A 16,236-nucleotide genomic window follows, 5' to 3' on the forward strand; every position below is an offset into this window, starting at 1 on the left:
CGTTCCTTTTTTATAGTTTGCTTCTTTATTACATCTGATGAGATGACGGTCTGTTTCTGCCACGAATCAGCGGCCAGACCAGCAGCGGTACGCCGATGAGCGATGCCACCAGCCCCACCGGTAGCTGGCGCGGATAGAGCGCATTGCGCCCCAGCCAATCTGCAATGGTCATGATGCAGGCGGAAAGCAGCACCGCGGTGTAGAGCTGCGCCAGTACGCCTTTCACGCCAACCCGGCGCGCCAGATGCGGACCCAGCAGTCCGATAAACGACACCGGCCCCACCAATAAAGTGGCAAGCCCGGTCATCAGCGCCGCCAGCGCCAGCACGCCGAAGCGGGCACGCGGCAGCGAGACACCAAGCGAACCGGCCACGCTGCCCATCGGCAGCAGCACCAGCCAACGACGAAACAGCGGAGTTATCGCCAGCAGCACCAGCGTGGCGATAAACAGCACCTGCGCCAGAGAGGCGCTGATGTAGTAAGTACTGCCGGTCATCAGCGGCAGCAGCACCGCGCTGGCCGAAAGGTTATTGAGCATCACGATGCTGACGGCGGCCTGACATAGCGCATTCAGCGCCAGCCCGTTAAGCAACACGCGCTGAGGGTTAAACGCACTGCGTCGGCTATTCCACATCGTCAGTAGCAAACTAATAAGCGCACCTACCAGGCTGCTTAATAGAAGAAAGGCGCTGCCCTGAGTGGGAAACAACAGGATGTAGACGGTGACCCCCATCGCCGCGCCGCCGCCGATGCCCAGCACCTCCGGGCTCGCCAGCGGGTTGCCGCTCACGCGTTGCATCAGTACTCCCGCGCCCGCTAACAGCGCCCCGGCGCTGATGGCGGCCAGCAGGCGCGGTACCCTGAGCGGCAGCAACTGCGTCAGCTCCTCATAGCTTGCCCAATGCCAGTGCCTAAGGCCTAGCCCAAGACAGAGTGAAACCACAATGGTGATAAGCAGTACGGCAACGGCAAACCACGGTACCCAGCGGTGGGTTGAGGCATCTGCCGTCAGTGGCGACGGGGAAGTATCCGGAACATGCTGCCGGGCATGGCGCGCTAACAGGATTAGCAGCGGCCCGCCGGTGAGCGCGGTCAGCATACCCACGGGCAGCAACTGGCCATTCAAGAGCGAAACCCGGGACACGCAGAGGTCGGTAAACCACAGCAGCCCCGCCCCGGTGAGCGCACTGTGCAGCATCAGCTGGCGCGACGTGCGTGCGCCGCCAAAGCGGGCAAGATGCGGCGCGGCCAGGCCGATAAAACCAATCACCCCGACGGCATTAACCACCAGCGCGCTCATCACCAGCGCCAGCAGCACCGCGGCGCTGCGAATTTTCAGCGGCGACTCGCCCAGGCTACTGACCATGGTTTCCGGCAGCTGCAGCAGCTCCAACGGTCGCCACAAAAAAGCCATCACCAGCAGGCAAAGCGCCAGCCAGGGCAGCAGCGACATCAGCAGATGGCTATCTTCTTGTGCCAGCGAGCCGCCGCCCCACATCAGCACGGTCAGCAGAAAACGATCGTTGATGATGGCGATAAGCATCGTCAGCGCGCCGCACCACAGGTTGATCATCATCCCGGCCTGGATCATCACTAAAGGCGAGAGCCGCTGCCGCCAGCTCAGCGCAAGCACCAGCAGCAGCGCGGCCAGCTCGCCCACCACCACCACCGCCATTTTGGCGTCGGTCAGTAATAGCGGAAACCAGAGCGATGTCAGTCCCAGCGCCAGCGTCGCGCCGGAAGTCATCCCGAGCGTAATCGGCTCCGCCAGCGGGTTGCGCAGCGCCCGCTGCATCAGCCAGCCGCAAAGGCCAAGCGTCGCCCCGCCGACAATCGCCATGCCTTGTCGCGGCAGCCACATGCTGTGCAGAATAATCGCCGCGGGCTGGAGGTTATTGGCATACAGCAGCGCGCGCAGGCCACCTTCGCGCAGCACATCGCTACCGGCGAGCAATAGCGCCGCCAGCCACAGCAGCGTGATGAGCCCCCATGAGAGGCGGCGGGAATAGGGTTCATGCATCGCGCCACCCCGCGACAAAGGGATAGAGGATATCGGCGAAACGTCCGGCAGTGATCAGCGCGCCGGTATCGCTAATCGGCTGTTCAATCACCGCCATCGGATACCGCGACGTCACCGGCAGGCGCTGCCACAGCGCGCTTTGCCGCCAGCGGGCAACGGCGTCACGCTTGTCGTCATCGACCAGCAGGATAAGCCGGGCATCCATCGTAGCAATGCTGGTCAACTCCACCAGCACCGTCCCTTCCGCCCCACGGCTACCCTGCCAGGCATGACGCAGGCCGCAAGCGGCCAGCACATCTCCGGGCAAACTTCCCGGGACATAGAGCCGCAGATGCAGCGCATCGACGGGCGTGGCGCAGAACACCGGTTGCCGCACCGTCTGAGCAACCTTGCGCACGTGGGCTATCTGCGATTGCAGATTATTGAGCAACACCTGCGCCTGCGTTTCCCGTCCGAAGACATCACCAAGCTGGCGCGTCGCTTCTATAAAGGAGGCAAGCCCGTGCGTTGGCAGCGTTAGCGTCGGCGCAATTTTTTCCAGCGCGGGCTTCAGCAACGTATGCTGGGGAGTGATCACAATGCGGTCAGGCTTTAAGGCGTACAGCGTTTCGAGGTTCGGCTGAAACAGCAGCCCTAAATCCTGCGCCGTGGAAGGCAGCGCAGGCTGCGGGATCAGTTTGCGATACCAGTCGGGCGCCGAGACGCCAGCGGGCGTGATACCGAGAGCCAGGATCATCTCCGTCAGCCCCCAGTCCAGCACCGCCAGCCTCTGCGGGGCCACAGCACTCCCGGCCCACGACATCGCGGGAGCCAGCAGCGCTGCGGTTAATAACGTGCGTCGTGAGAGCATCGTTACCACTTGTAGCTAACGGTTGCCGTCAGCTGACGTTTCATCGCGTATTCACAGCCGTTGTTCTGGCAGGTGGCGAGATAGGTTTTGTTGGTCAGGTTCGCGGCGTTCAGCGCAACGCCCCATTCATGCCAGTCGTAGCCCAGGCGCGCATCGTAGACCGTGGCCGCCGGTACCTTCAGGCTGTTGTCGGTATTGGCGTAGCTGCTGCCGACATAGCGCACGCCGCCGCCGATGGAGAAGCCGTCCAGCGGGCCGCTCAGCGCATACTGCGTCCACAGCCTGGCGCTGTTGCGCGCAATGCCAACCGGATGTTTGCCTTCGGTGCCGTCGTTCGCGCTGATCACTTCCGGATCGGTTAACGCGTAGGAGGCCAGAACCGACCAGGCCGGGGTGATGTTGATCTTGCCGTCCAGTTCGATCCCGCGGGATCGGATCTCACCGGTCTGCACGCTGTAGTTGGCGTGATCCGGGTCCGGCGTCGCGACGTTGGTTTCCCGCAGGTTAAACAGCGCCAGCGTAAACAGCGCATCCAGCCCAACCGGGTCGTACTTCAGGCCCATTTCCGTCTGCTTGCCTTCCGTCGGCTTAAAGCCGTGACCGTAAAAATCGGTCGTGCTGCTTGGCACGAACGAGGTCGAGTAGCTGACGTACGGCGCTAAACCGTTATCGAAGTGGTACAGCAGCCCGGCGCGCCCGGTGGTCGCATAGTCGTTGCTTTCGGTACGCGCGTCGGTCAGCAGGTTGGTGCTCTTGGTTTTCGCCGCGTCGTAACGCCCGGCGAGGTTCATTATCCAGTTTTCCCATTCAAGCTGATCCTGCAGGTAGAACCCGGTTTGATCGAGCGTGGAGTGGGTGCTGCTGGTGAAGGCAGGCACTTCAACCGGGGTGCTGTAATCCGGGTTGAGGTAGTTGATCGGGCTGGCATCACCATAGCCCGCGCAGCTGCGCACCGAGCTGTGCATCCGGTCAATCCCAGCCAGCAGCGTGTGCTGTACAGGGCCGGTTTGCAGATGGAACTCCGCCTGGTTATCCACGGCGAAGTTGACCATGGTCTCCTGCAGGTTCATCGAGTAACGGTCGATCAACGGCGCATCGGCATGGACGCCCCATGGGTAGACCATCAGGTAATCGCCGGTGCTGCTGATATAGCGCAGGTTCTGGCGGAAGGTCACCGTGTCGTTAAAGTCGTGGCGGAACTGATAGCCGATGCTGCCCTGCTTGCGCTCATAGCTGTCAAAGCCCGGCTGACCGCCGTAGAACTTGCTGGAGATCTGCCCGTTCGGGTTATAGGTCAGCGTGCCGGAGGTAGGCATCTGATTGTAGAAACCGCTGTCCGGGTCTTTACGCAGCTGCGCCAGCACCGTCAGGCTGGTGCGATCGCTCGGCTGCCAGGTGAAGGATGGCGCAATGTCGTAATGCTGATAGCGAGTGTGGTCGACCTGCGTTTCGGTATCGAAGAAGGTTCCCGCCACGCGGCCAAGCAGCGTGTTGTCGTCGGTCAGCGGGCCGGTGACATCAAAGCCGGTGCCAAACAGGTTGTTGTTGCCGGTGGACATATACACTTCCCCGCCAGGCTGGGCTTGCGGGGTTTTGCTCACCATATTGACCACCCCACCCGGGTTGGCCTGGCCGTACAGTACCGACGATGGGCCCTTCACCACTTCAATGCGCGACAGCAGGAACGGGTCCCACGCCGGACGGCTCCACCAGGCTTCACGCGGCAGACGCAGGCCATCGAGATATTCGTCGGCTTCAAAACCACGCACCACGATGGTGTCAAAACGGGTATCCGGCCCGGCGTTTTCCGATGCCACGCCGGAGACATAGCGCAGCGCCTCCGGAATGGTTTTCGCCGCCTGCGCCGCGATTTGCGCTTGAGTGACCACGGCGATACTTTGCGATGTGCGGCTTATCGGCTGGCTGGATTTCGTTCCAGCAGTCGCGTTATGCGCCACCAGTGAACTCTCATCATCCTGCCCCTGCGACGGTGCCGCGGCGGTGACCACTATTGTCTGTTCTTTTGTGCTATCGTGACCGTTATCCGCAGTGAACGCTTGCCCGCTGTACCCTGCGATGATCGTACATGCCAGTACTTTCAACGGCTTATCCCTGAAAAGCTTGCCAACCTGATTCATAGCATTTCCGACTGTCATTAGAATTGGATGGAAATGATAATTATTCAAGTTTAAAAGAGAAGCCCGTCCGTGGCAGAATGGCGTTACTGGCCACCAGGATGTCGCCATGCGGACAAAAGTTGTCTCTAAACGCAGCAGTAAGCATAAATGGTGAGAATCAGACAGAGGGCAGGTGAAGATGACCATTCCGAACGCGATTGAAGGGCTGCGCCAGCTCAAATACGCCCCGGGCAGCGAAGAGCCCGTTCACCAGCACGAACAGGGGCAGCTGATTTATCCGCTGAGCGGCGTGGCGAAAATCGTCACCCCACAGCATATCTGGCTGCTGTCGCCCGGCCGCGCAATCTGGCTACCCGGCGGGCTGCCGCACGGGCTTCAGGCCGTGGATCGCGTGGTGACGCAGAACCTGTACCTTAGCCCGCAGGCTTCCCGCCTGTTTGGCAATCAGTGCCGCGGCCTGGCCGCCACTCCCCTACTCCACACCCTGATTGATGCCGGGCTTGAAGACGCCATTCCCCCTGAGCGGATGGCTCTGCTTCAGGCGCTGCTGACCGACGAGCTACAGCGACTCCCCGCCGCCGCGCTGTGCCACGTGATCCTCCCGAGCGACCGCCGGGTGCGTCAGGTCTGCGATACGCTGTGCCGCGAGCTGGATCACACTGCGACTCTCGCCTGGTGGGGCCAAAAGGTCGGAGCCAGCGAACGCACGCTGGCACGCCTGTTCCGCGAAGAGACGCACCTGAGTTTTTCCGAATGGCGACAGCAGATCCGCCTGCTGGAAGCGGTGTGTAATCTGGCGCGCGGCGTGGCGGTGAATACGCTGGCGCAGGAGCTGGGCTATGCCAGCGCGAGCGCGTTTATTGCGATGTTCAGAAAGAAGCTGGGGGTATCGCCGCAGCGGTATATTCAAGCGGCGATGGTGATGTCGTGATTTTGCGGTTATCTATTTTCATTATTAATACGGAGACTGTTTTTAATAGATAATATTAATAATGGTTTCCGGTTTTATATTTAATAGCGTTTATTACGTTTTATTTTCGGCTGGCTTTTATTTTCTGTACTGGGTATATTTGGGTCTTCCCTTGTTGTGGTGGCTGAAGGCATGATAATGGTGTATTTAATCGCCAGAGGTCACCGCCATGGACGAAAAGTCCCTCTACGCTCATATTCTCAACCTGTCCGATCCGTGGCAGGTAAAGTCCCTTTCTCTCGATGAAAATGCCGGTTCTGTTACTGTCACTATTGAGATCGCTGAAAACACCCGGCTAGCCTGTCCGACCTGCGGTAAATCCTGTTCTGTTCACGATCACCGTCATCGTAAATGGCGCCATCTTGATACCTGCCAGTTCACCACTATTGTTGAAGCCGATGTTCCACGAATTATGTGTCCGGAGCATGGCTGCCTGACGTTGCCTGTTCCGTGGGCTGGCCCCGGAAGCCGGTATACGTTGCTATTCGAATCGTTCGTTCTCTCATGGCTGAAAATCAGCACCGTTGATGCTGTCAGGAAGCAACTTAAGCTCAGTTGGAATGCGGTTGACGGCATTATGACCCGGGCAGTTAAGCGAGGTCTTGCCCGGATAAAAAAGCCATTATCCGCCCGTCATATGAATGTGGATGAGGTCGCCTTTAAAAAAGGACATCGTTACATAACGGTGATCTCCGATCGCGATGGTCGGGCGCTGGCCTTAACGGATGATCGCGGCACAGAGAGTCTTGCCGGCTATCTTCGCACGCTCACTGATGGGCAGTTGCTGGCTATCAAAACGCTCTCAATGGACATGAACGCGGGCTATATAAGAGCAGCGCGTATCCACTTACCCAGTGCGGTTGAGAAAATCGCCTTTGACCGCTTCCATGTGGCGAAGCAACTGGGCGAGGTAGTTGATAAAACCCGTCAGAATGAACATCCGCACCTCCCTGTTGAAAGCCGACACCAGGCAAAAGGAACCCGCTTCCTGTGGCAGTACAGCGATAAGTGGATGACCGAATCCCGGCAGGAAAAGCTGATGTGGCTGCGTGCACAGATGAAGCTGACGAGCCAGTGCTGGGCGCTGAAAGAGCTGGCAAAGGATATCTGGAACAGGCCATGGAGCGAGGAAAGACGGAGTGACTGGCAGAGATGGTTGGCGCTGGCGGCTAACAGTGACGTTCCCATGATGAAAAATGCCGCGAAAACGATAGGAAAAAGGCTGTACGGGATCCTGAATGCGATGCGACACAGTGTCTCAAACGGAAATGCGGAGGCACTTAACAGCAAGATCAGGCTGCTGAGGATAAAAGCCAGGGGATACCGAAACCGGGAGCGCTTTAAACTGGGGGTGATGTTCCACTACGGAAAGCTGAATATGGCGTTCTGAGCCTTCCCACCATGATCGGGGAAGACCCGTATATTTACAGGTGTTATTTTTCGCGATGCGGGTGTGCGCCAACACGCCCGCATCGCTAATCACAATTACTATTTAAAAGGAATAGTAACCATGACTGACGTCGATTGTATTGTAGATTCGTTTGAACCAGAAGTAGTGGATGGAAATAAGCGGAATTTAACCGTGAGTTATGCGAGCCGCGCGCCAGATTATCATCGCGTTCCGGCGGTGATGATGAAGGGGCAATGGCTGGAAGCAGCGGGGTTTGCCACCGGCGCGAAGGTTGAGGTGCGGGTGATGAAGGGGTGTATGGTGCTGACGGCGGTGGAAGATGAAGCTGACGAGGTACTGGAGACGGCGCGGGTGGTGGGGAAAATGTCGGTGCGGAAGCGGAGGCAGGTTAGGGAGTTTATTGGGGTGATTGGGGGGAAAGGGAGTCGGGGGTGAAGGGGGTGAGATTAGGCGCTGAGAGGCGCCTTTTTGTTGGCTACTTATTTAGGGAAAGCCGTATTTATGGGTGTTTGGCACTGAGATATTTACCACTTACTTCCAGTACTATGAGTTAGAACACAATTATCAGCACATTGAATACGCTATGATTTCCCACATATCATGATACGTATTCAGGCGACTATGAAGAATAAAACAATTGGGTTAGTTATTATTTTATTTTTTATCTGGCTCTTTGCCAAAAATGATAAAACACCAGCTACCGAAAGTAGAGTTCAAAACTCAAACACATCTACATCAAGTTCACTTTCGGCAGCTCCGCGAATACCTGACATCACTGGGTCTGAACAACCCGAGCACCGCAATGTGAATGCTGACGCTTTAAAGGTGCGTAGTTCCCCAAAAGGAAACGCACTCGATACATTGAAAAGAGGGACATCCGTCAACGTGTATGAGCAGCGCGATACATGGAGTCGGATAAGCGCAGCTAAAGAGCAAGAACGCTGGGTTGGTTCAGCATACTTATGTGAAATGGCGGGATGCTATATCAAGAATGATCTCTCACAGAACGCTCCAGCAGTTATGAAGTGGTCAACTAAAACTGGCCACGGCTTTAGAGTTTTTCCAGTATCGGTTTTCCGATTCGTTTGGGGGTAACCCACCGTTATAGTCATGCGGCCTTAGCGAGCTGTAATACCCGACGATATAGTCTGTGATTGCATGAGCTGCTTCGCTAAAGTTTGTATAGCCTGTCACTGGCACCCACTCGTTTTTCAAACTTCTGAAGAAGCGTTCCATCGGGCTGTTGTCCCAGCAGTTTCCGCGTCGGCTCATACTTTGCCTGATCCGGTAACGCCACAGTAACTGCCGGAACAGCCTGCTTGTGTAGTGGCTACCCTGGTCACTGTGGAACATCACTCCTGCTGGTTTACCTCGGGTTTCCCACGCCATTTCCAGCGCTTTGATGGTTAGCTTGCTGTCCGGTGAGAATGACATTGCCCAGCCTACCGGTTTCCTGGCGAACAAATCGAGAACAACGGCGAGGTAAGCCCAGCGCCTGCCTGTCCAGAGTAGAGTAAGAGGCAGGGCGTAGTCGGACTATTTCCCTGCCTCTCCTCCCCGAACCGGACGTGCACCTTTCAGCGCATCCGGCTCTCCATTTAAATGCTGGCGAACGCCATTGCCACTTCTGTAAAGCGCGATGTATACGTGTTTCTGGTCTCCGTCCTCAGATAGGGATTACCTTCGGGTAGCCGCCAGCGGAACAGCTTCTTGCCTTGCCCCACCAACCGGTACAGTATTTCGCCGCTGAGCTTGCCGTGATTGGTTTTACCAAATAAAACCCACGTTTTGCTCTGACCCGGTTTCGGTGATTTACACCACCACCTCATCAGGGAAGCGATACCTGTACGGTATTTGCGGGCCAGCCAGTGAGCCAGCTTCCAGAACACGACACGGTCGATATAACTGAAGACTTTGGCCTTAAAATCAACGAACTGATAGAACATGGCCCAGCCTTTCAGTTTTCGGTTGAGTTGTTCAGCCATATCGACTTTGCTTTCACTGTAGTTGCCTGATAACAGTGCTGTCAGCGATGCGGCGAAGTTTCTGGCTTTCTCCTGCGGGATCGTTGAGACCACTCGCATCTCGCCATAACGACTGCGTTTGCGAATGATCCTGTGCCCCAGAAAGATAAAGCCGTCATTAACATGGGTGATTTTAGTCTTATCCATGTTCAGCCTGAGTTTCAGACTGCCTTCGAGCACACCCCGACACTCCTCCCTGATGGCTTCCGCCTGTGCTTTGGTGCCTTTGACGATGAGGACAAAATCATCGGCATAGCGGCAGTACGCCACCGCGGGTTTCCACTGCCAGTTTTCTCTGACCGCCGTACTTCGGCCCCGTTGGATACTGTTATTCCAGTACCACCGATCTTTTCTGGCTTTCCCGCTCAGGTAGCGCTCATGCAGGTATTGATCGAACTCATTCAGCATGATGTTCGATAATAGCGGCGATATAACACCGCCCTGTGGCACACCTTCACTGGCCGCCCGAAAGAGACCGACATCGATATGTCCCGCCTTGATGGTTTTCCACAGCAGAGTCATGAAACGTGCGTCACTGATCCTGCGGCGTACAGCCTTCATCAGCAGTCGATGATGTACGGTGTCGAAGTAACTGGACAGGTCGCCTTCAATCACCCAGCGTCCCCGGGTTTCACCACAGTCTGTGAGCTGTAATTTCACCGTGCGGATCGCGTGGTGGACACTGCGCTCAGGCCGGAAGCCATATGAGAGCGTATGAAAATCACTCTCCCATATCGGCTCCATCGCCATCAGCATGGCCCGCTGAACAATACGATCCCGCAACGCGGGGATACCCAGTGGTCGCAGTTTGCCGTTGCTTTTAGGGATGTAAACCCGTCTGGCGGGCAAGGGCTGGTAGTGGCCTGAGAGTAATTCATCCCTGAGGATTTGCAGCTCAACAGCCAGTCTGGCCTGTAGCATTGTTTTGTTCACGCCATCAACGCCGGGGGTATGGGCCCCCTTTGATGAAAGCGTGATCCGCGCCGCTTCAGCCAGCCATTCTGGTTGTGTTATCAGACGCAGCAGCCGTTGAATCCGTAGGGACGGATCGGTGACTGCCCATGTGGCAAGCTTGCGTTGCATTTCGCTGATTATCAAAGGTCTTCACCTCGTTAGGTCAGTTAATTCACGTCGCAAACACATTCAAACTGCTTCCCTTCGCCATGTAATGGGCTTTCCCCATCGCGGACTACTACGGAAGCTCCGCCAGCCAGCGCGTCATCGGAGCCATGCCCCCTTAACATCCGTCGCTGACCTTCCCCGGTTTACCTGCCTGGACTCAGGCATACTGAGGAGGCTGCCCGTCGCACTCTTTATCCTTGCTTGCCGCAAGTTGGCAGAGGTCAGCAACGCAAGCGTGATAGACGCTGCTGCCCCGGTGTTTCGCATACATGTCAAAACACCTTCGACCGGCAGTGCTTACGTATCACTGCCAGTTCCTCCTGCACGGCCTGTCAGATCACGTAGGCCGTGGTGACGTTTTCAACCCACAGAGGCGGATTAACGGGTTCATGTTCTTCAGCCTTTCAGTACTTAACCTTGAGGATCATCTCGGCTTAGTGATCTCGCCTCAATCCCCGTTGTCAGCGGGTTACATCACCCTGCGGGCATGCCGCAGGTCACTGCCGCTCAGGTTCTCCACCGTCACACCCGGTGGGATTGTTGGGTTTCTCATCGTGAGTTACCGGTTCAATATTCCAGACAGACTCGCGGTTCATTTAAGCATCCATGCCCGCCCTGAACTCCGGGCACACTATATGTCACATCGCCGCACCACACCTGATTAGGTTCTGTCACTGCGAACTGTCGCTCAAGGTGATTTGAGATAGCGATGCGTTCATTACCACCACGTTTATAACGGTGGATGGGTTGCTGACAACTCACCAGTCCCAGTTCTTTCATGAGCCTGCCGGCAAGCCAGCGTCCCATTCTGAAGCCTCTCAGGGTTGCCATAGTCGCAATACTCCTCGCGCCAGCAGAGCCATGGCTGATGTTATGCAGCTCCAGAACCTGACTACGTAATACAGCCCGCTTGCCGTCTGGCTTTTCGGGGCTTTTCACCCAGTATTTGTAGCTGCTGCGATGGACCCCGAACACGTGGCAGAGTGTGACCACAGGATACCGCGCTCTGAGTTTCCCGATTAACGAGAACTGTTCAGGGAGTCTGACATCAAGAGCGCGGTTGTAGATTCAATTGGTCAACGCAACAGTTATGTGAAAACATGGGGTTGCGGAGGTTTTTTGAATGAGACGAACATTTACAGCAGAGGAAAAAGCCTCTGTTTTTGAACTATGGAAGAACGGAACAGGCTTCAGTGAAATAGCGAATATCCTGGGTTCAAAACCCGGAACGATCTTCACTATGTTAAGGGATACTGGCGGCATAAAACCCCATGAGCGTAAGCGGGCTGTAGCTCACCTGACACTGTCTGAGCGCGAGGAGATACGAGCTGGTTTGTCAGCCAAAATGAGCATTCGTGCGATAGCTACTGCGCTGAATCGCAGTCCTTCGACGATCTCACGTGAAGTTCAGCGTAATCGGGGCAGACGCTATTACAAAGCTGTTGATGCTAATAACCGAGCCAACAGAATGGCGAAAAGGCCAAAACCGTGCTTACTGGATCAAAATTTACCATTGCGAAAGCTTGTTCTGGAAAAGCTGGAGATGAAATGGTCTCCAGAGCAAATATCAGGATGGTTAAGGCGAACAAAACCACGTCAAAAAACGCTGCGAATATCACCTGAGACAATTTATAAAACGCTGTACTTTCGTAGCCGTGAAGCGCTACACCACCTGAATATACAGCATCTGCGACGGTCGCATAGCCTTCGCCATGGCAGGCGTCATACCCGCAAAGGCGAAAGAGGTACGATTAACATAGTGAACGGAACACCAATTCACGAACGTTCCCGAAATATCGATAACAGACGCTCTCTGGGGCATTGGGAGGGCGATTTAGTCTCAGGTACAAAAAACTCTCATATAGCCACACTTGTAGACCGAAAATCACGTTATACGATCATCCTTAGACTCAGGGGCAAAGATTCTGTCTCAGTAAATCAGGCTCTTACCGACAAATTCCTGAGTTTACCGTCAGAACTCAGAAAATCACTGACATGGGACAGAGGAATGGAACTGGCCAGACATCTAGAATTTACTGTCAGCACCGGCGTTAAAGTTTACTTCTGCGATCCTCAGAGTCCTTGGCAGCGGGGAACAAATGAGAACACAAATGGGCTAATTCGGCAGTACTTTCCTAAAAAGACATGTCTTGCCCAATATACTCAACATGAACTAGATCTGGTTGCTGCTCAGCTAAACAACAGACCGAGAAAGACACTGAAGTTCAAAACACCGAAAGAGATAATTGAAAGGGGTGTTGCATTGACAGATTGAATCTACAGTAGCCTTTTTTAATATGTCATTTTCCATTTCAATGCGTTGTAGCTTTTTCTTCAGTTCGCGTATTTCAATCTGTTCCGGGGTTATAGGGGCGGCTTTAGATATTTTGCCCTGTCGTTCATCCCGCAACTGCTTTACCCATCGCGTCATGGTAGAAAGCCCCACATCCATAGCACTGGCTGCAGCTGCAACGGTGTAGTTCTGATCAAGGACCAGTTGAGCGGATTCGCGTTTAAACTCTGCGCTGAAATTTCTTTTTTTCATTGGGACACCTGTATTGTTCTGAGATGAGCATATCACCTCTGTTCAGGTGGCCAAATTCAGTAAACCACTTCATTATCACCAGTGCACCAATATCGAATGCTCGGCCACTTTCCGCACCATCGAGTCGGTTGACGGTGTGATACGTGCCGCACCGGAGAAACCCGACCCTGCGCCGGTGACGCCACCGCCGCCGCGTAAAGTACAGGGCTGCTACAGCTCGCCGTTCCGGCATTAATCAGGAGAGAAACTCGTGACCACTGTGACATTGCTGCAGGCCTTTGAGGCCTGTCAGACGAACAAAAATACCTGGCTGAAACGTAAAGCCGAACTGGCTGAACTTGAACTTGAATACCGTGAACAGCTCCTTGCCGGTGACGAACAAATCCCGCGCAGAATGCAGGATTTGCGCGACAATATCGACGTGAAGAAATGGGAGATTAATCAGGCCGCCGGTCGCTATATCCGCTCACATGAGGAGGTGCAGCACATCAGCATCCGCAACCGGCTCCATGACTTTATGCAGCAGCACGGCACGGAGCTGGCCGCCACGCTGGCGCCTGAACTTATGGGGTATAACGAACAGCTTCCCGCAGTAAAACAGAGCGCCATGCAGCACTCGGTTGATTATCTGCGTGAAGCCCTGTCGGTGTGGCTGGCCGCAGGTGAAAAAATTAATTATTCCGCGCAGGACAGCGATATTTTAACGGCCATCGGATTCAGGCCTGATGCGGCTTCGCGGGATGATAATCGCCAGAAATTCACCCCGGCACAGAAACTGATTTACACCCGCCGACGTGCAGAACTGGCCGCACGGTAGCACGCGAAAAAATCCCCGAAAATTCCGCTATTTTTCTCGAAAAAAGCCATGCATCCATACGGTGCATGGTTTTGCATGCAAATCCCCGTATTTTATTTTCCCCACCACGCCAGTACCGGCGCGGCCTGAGCCGGTTCATGCTCCTGCATTAAAAGCGACCTCTTAAGCGGGCAGGCGAGGAGGGGTGAGTATTGCGCGCCAGCATTAACAAACTATTTTGACATAAAGCAACCTACATATAATGAAGATTGGATATATTTCGTCCACAACGATGTCAAAACTGGCAAAAGCAGATTATAATTCATAGCATTATTAGACCACCTTTTTTACTACGCATGCAAAATGGACTATGTGATGACAAATAAAAACAAAATCAAACCATTATTAAATAATATATCCGCTCGCCTTTGGGACGGTCGTGCAGCCATATTGATAGGAGCTGGGTTTAGTCGGAATGCAAAGCCATTAACAAGTAAGGCAAGAAAGTTTCCAATGTGGAACGACTTAGGCGACATTTTTTATGAAAGTGTTTACTGCGAAAAAAACAATGATAGATATTCAAATGTATTGAAGCTAGGAGATGAAGTTCAGGCTGCATTTGGCAGGGCTACACTTGATAAATTAATAATGGACCATGTACCAGATAAGGAATATGAACCATCCAAACTACATGTTTCTCTCCTATCCTTACCATGGATAGACGTCTTTACAACTAACTACGATACTTTACTTGAACGCGCTTGCGTAAATGTTGACTCTAGAAAATATGACATTGTTCTTAATAAAAATGATTTGATGAATGCCGAACGACCAAGAATTATAAAACTGCATGGTAGCTTCCCATCTGAAAGACCTTTCATCGTAACAGAAGAAGATTATAGAAAATACCCTTTAGAAAACTCTCCATTTGTAAACACCGTTCAGCAGTCATTAATTGAGAACACGTTATGCTTAATTGGCTTTTCTGGTGATGACCCTAATTTTCTAAATTGGATTGGCTGGATAAGAGATAACCTCGGGGCAGAAAACTCACCGAAGATATACTTGATAGGACTTTTTTCATTTAATGAAGCACAACGTAAGCTTTTAGAAAAAAGGAATATTTCCATTGTTGATTTAAGTTTTCTAGGTGATTTTGGCAAGGACCATTATTTAGCACACCAACAATTCATTCAATTCCTTTATGAATCTAAAAACAAAGATAATTTGATAGAATGGCCAATAGAGGAAACTAATGAACGAGTGATTTTTGATGATAGCCCTGAATTAAAGCTTGAGAAAATTAATAAGTGTATAAACAAATGGACTAAAGTAAGAAATTCATATCCAAACTGGCTGATTTTGCCTGAGTCAAACCGACGCAGGTTATGGCGAGATACAAAAGACTGGTTATCTGTAGCTAATTATGAAATCGCATGGGAAGGCTCTAACGATTTAGATTTCGGCTATGAAATTACATGGCGACTAAATAAAGCTCTACTACCTATTTTCAATAACACATCCGAATTATTATTTAAGCTAGTCGACAAGTATGAGGCTATTTATAGCAATAGAAGCAATAAAAATAGCATAGTTGATTTCGATGAGAAATACTCTCAAATAATTATCAGCTTAATGAAGTTTTGTCGGCAGGAAAGTCTTGCAGACAAATGGGAAAGATTAAATAATATTTTAATTCTAAACATAGACCGGTTAACACCGGAGGTTAAATCTGACTATTATTACGAAAACATTATGTTTTCATATTTCAATTTAAAGTTTGATGAAGCTCGAACTAAGCTTTCTAACTGGGAAACAAACAAACTGCTCCCTCATCATGAAATAAAAAGAGCCGGTTTGCTTGCGGAATTTGGAATGCTCGATGAAGCCATCAATCTACTTGAAGAAACCTTATCTACTATCAGGAGAAATAGCCTTCTTTCATCAAGAAACATCGACTATTCAAGTGAATCCCAAGAGGCATATGGGATTTATATTTTGCGAATGTTTAAACAAAGCTGGCGTTTAGATGGTAAAGATGATGATTATTCATCTGAGTATAACTCTCGTTTGGCCACGTTATCACAGTACCGCAGCGACCCTGAAAATGAAATAAAATATCTAGAGATCAAACTTGAGTCATTGTTAGGTGACTTTAGGGTTACTAATGATACAGACTTTGACCTTAACAGAAGAACAGTGACAAAATATTTCGGTGGCACTCCTCTTGAGACCAGATCATTAGATGCTTATAGCTTCTTTCTCCTAAATAGCTGCGCGGAATAGTAGATCACTGAAAGGGAACTCAGCCCGGATTGTGCGATCTGATCAATCGCCAAACCAACCAAAATCACCAACCG

Annotated in this window: 12 protein-coding genes and 4 pseudogenes; 9 read left to right on the forward strand and 7 right to left on the reverse strand. The window is 52.8% G+C overall.

Annotation, left to right across the window (positions count from 1 at the left end):
* Window positions 1–28: 28 nt before the first annotated feature.
* Genes fhuB through H7R58_RS20920 form a run of 3 tightly spaced genes read right to left on the reverse strand, consistent with a single transcriptional unit; the run spans window position 29 to window position 5,008 of the window.
* Window positions 29–2,020, reverse strand: a complete 1,992-nt coding sequence (fhuB, locus tag H7R58_RS20910; RefSeq protein ID WP_182929550.1) for a Fe(3+)-hydroxamate ABC transporter permease FhuB — start codon at window positions 2,018–2,020, stop codon at window positions 29–31.
* Entirely contained in the window at window positions 2,013–2,870 is an 858-nt protein-coding gene (locus H7R58_RS20915; protein ID WP_182929551.1) for an iron-siderophore ABC transporter substrate-binding protein, read from the reverse strand. Before H7R58_RS20915 ends, fhuB begins: the two co-directional genes overlap by 8 nt.
* 2 nt (window positions 2,871–2,872) lie before the next feature.
* Window positions 2,873–5,008 carry a TonB-dependent siderophore receptor gene (locus H7R58_RS20920; protein WP_182929552.1) on the reverse strand — a complete coding sequence of 712 codons (2,136 nt, stop codon included), beginning with the start codon at window positions 5,006–5,008 and terminating at the stop codon, window positions 2,873–2,875.
* A gap of 178 nt (window positions 5,009–5,186) precedes the next feature.
* Between H7R58_RS20920 and H7R58_RS20925 the strand changes: the two genes are divergently transcribed.
* From H7R58_RS20925 to H7R58_RS20940, 4 genes are all read left to right on the forward strand, one after another.
* Complete coding sequence (locus H7R58_RS20925; protein WP_182929553.1) at window positions 5,187–5,939, forward strand: AraC family transcriptional regulator; 753 nt, start codon at window positions 5,187–5,189, stop codon at window positions 5,937–5,939.
* Window positions 5,940–6,147: 208 nt separating this feature from the next.
* Window positions 6,148–7,368: an ISL3-like element ISKox3 family transposase gene (locus H7R58_RS20930; RefSeq protein ID WP_000343760.1), complete on the forward strand. Its 1,221-nt coding sequence runs from the start codon at window positions 6,148–6,150 to the stop codon at window positions 7,366–7,368.
* Window positions 7,369–7,488: 120 nt separating this feature from the next.
* Complete coding sequence (symE, locus tag H7R58_RS20935; protein ID WP_182929554.1) at window positions 7,489–7,824, forward strand: endoribonuclease SymE; 336 nt, start codon at window positions 7,489–7,491, stop codon at window positions 7,822–7,824.
* A gap of 186 nt (window positions 7,825–8,010) precedes the next feature.
* Complete coding sequence (locus H7R58_RS20940) at window positions 8,011–8,484, forward strand: SH3 domain-containing protein (protein WP_182929555.1); 474 nt, start codon at window positions 8,011–8,013, stop codon at window positions 8,482–8,484.
* Here the strand turns inward: H7R58_RS20940 and H7R58_RS20945 are convergent.
* From H7R58_RS20945 to H7R58_RS20955, 3 genes and pseudogenes are all read right to left on the reverse strand, one after another.
* A pseudogene (locus H7R58_RS20945) lies at window positions 8,419–8,907 on the reverse strand (IS3 family transposase); the annotation flags it as partial. The gene H7R58_RS20940 and the pseudogene H7R58_RS20945 sit on opposite strands and share 66 nt — an antisense overlap.
* Before the next feature lie 80 nt (window positions 8,908–8,987).
* Window positions 8,988–10,496: a group II intron reverse transcriptase/maturase gene (ltrA, locus tag H7R58_RS20950; RefSeq protein WP_001189123.1), complete on the reverse strand. Its 1,509-nt coding sequence runs from the start codon at window positions 10,494–10,496 to the stop codon at window positions 8,988–8,990.
* Window positions 10,497–11,168: 672 nt separating this feature from the next.
* Window positions 11,169–11,594: pseudogene (locus H7R58_RS20955) on the reverse strand (IS3 family transposase); the annotation flags it as partial.
* Here H7R58_RS20955 and H7R58_RS25350 point away from each other — a divergent pair.
* Together H7R58_RS25350 and H7R58_RS20960 are read left to right on the forward strand one after the other, a co-directional pair.
* Window positions 11,582–11,662: pseudogene (locus H7R58_RS25350) on the forward strand (hypothetical protein); the annotation flags it as partial. The pseudogenes H7R58_RS20955 and H7R58_RS25350 sit on opposite strands and share 13 nt — an antisense overlap.
* Window positions 11,659–12,810 carry an IS30-like element IS30 family transposase gene (locus H7R58_RS20960; protein WP_001254932.1) on the forward strand — a complete coding sequence of 384 codons (1,152 nt, stop codon included), beginning with the start codon at window positions 11,659–11,661 and terminating at the stop codon, window positions 12,808–12,810. The pseudogene H7R58_RS25350 and the gene H7R58_RS20960, both read left to right, overlap by 4 nt.
* Window positions 12,811–12,822: 12 nt before the next feature.
* On the opposite strand, the pseudogene H7R58_RS20965 reads toward H7R58_RS20960, so the two are convergent.
* A pseudogene (locus H7R58_RS20965) lies at window positions 12,823–13,080 on the reverse strand (transposase); the annotation flags it as partial.
* A 31-nt stretch (window positions 13,081–13,111) separates the two neighbouring features.
* Here H7R58_RS20965 and H7R58_RS20970 point away from each other — a divergent pair.
* The 3 genes from H7R58_RS20970 (at window position 13,112) to H7R58_RS20980 (ending at window position 16,162) form a co-directional block, all read left to right on the forward strand.
* Complete coding sequence (locus H7R58_RS20970; protein ID WP_227674236.1) at window positions 13,112–13,315, forward strand: ogr/Delta-like zinc finger family protein; 204 nt, start codon at window positions 13,112–13,114, stop codon at window positions 13,313–13,315.
* 15 nt (window positions 13,316–13,330) lie between these two features.
* Complete coding sequence (locus H7R58_RS20975; RefSeq protein WP_182929557.1) at window positions 13,331–13,897, forward strand: phage polarity suppression protein; 567 nt, start codon at window positions 13,331–13,333, stop codon at window positions 13,895–13,897.
* A 354-nt stretch (window positions 13,898–14,251) separates the two neighbouring features.
* The gene (locus tag H7R58_RS20980; RefSeq protein WP_227674942.1) at window positions 14,252–16,162 is read left to right on the forward strand and encodes an SIR2 family NAD-dependent protein deacylase; all 1,911 of its coding nucleotides are present in this window, start codon (window positions 14,252–14,254) and stop codon (window positions 16,160–16,162) included.
* The last annotated feature ends 74 nt before the right edge of the window (window positions 16,163–16,236 follow it).

It is taken from the genome of Klebsiella sp. WP4-W18-ESBL-05 (genome assembly GCF_014169075.1).
GTDB lineage: Bacteria > Pseudomonadota > Gammaproteobacteria > Enterobacterales > Enterobacteriaceae > Kluyvera > Kluyvera ascorbata_B.

Coding starts and splice junctions, on each gene's coding strand:
- fhuB (WP_182929550.1), bottom strand. CDS start 2,020: ATGCATGAACCCTATTCCCGCCGCCTCTCATGGGGGCTCATCACGCTG.
- H7R58_RS20915 (WP_182929551.1), bottom strand. CDS start 2,870: ATGCTCTCACGACGCACGTTATTAACCGCAGCGCTGCTGGCTCCCGCG.
- H7R58_RS20920 (WP_182929552.1), bottom strand. CDS start 5,008: ATGAATCAGGTTGGCAAGCTTTTCAGGGATAAGCCGTTGAAAGTACTG.
- H7R58_RS20925 (WP_182929553.1), top strand. CDS start 5,187: ATGACCATTCCGAACGCGATTGAAGGGCTGCGCCAGCTCAAATACGCC.
- H7R58_RS20930 (WP_000343760.1), top strand. CDS start 6,148: ATGGACGAAAAGTCCCTCTACGCTCATATTCTCAACCTGTCCGATCCG.
- symE (WP_182929554.1), top strand. CDS start 7,489: ATGACTGACGTCGATTGTATTGTAGATTCGTTTGAACCAGAAGTAGTG.
- H7R58_RS20940 (WP_182929555.1), top strand. CDS start 8,011: ATGAAGAATAAAACAATTGGGTTAGTTATTATTTTATTTTTTATCTGG.
- ltrA (WP_001189123.1), bottom strand. CDS start 10,496: ATGCAACGCAAGCTTGCCACATGGGCAGTCACCGATCCGTCCCTACGG.
- H7R58_RS20960 (WP_001254932.1), top strand. CDS start 11,659: ATGAGACGAACATTTACAGCAGAGGAAAAAGCCTCTGTTTTTGAACTA.
- H7R58_RS20980 (WP_227674942.1), top strand. CDS start 14,252: ATGACAAATAAAAACAAAATCAAACCATTATTAAATAATATATCCGCT.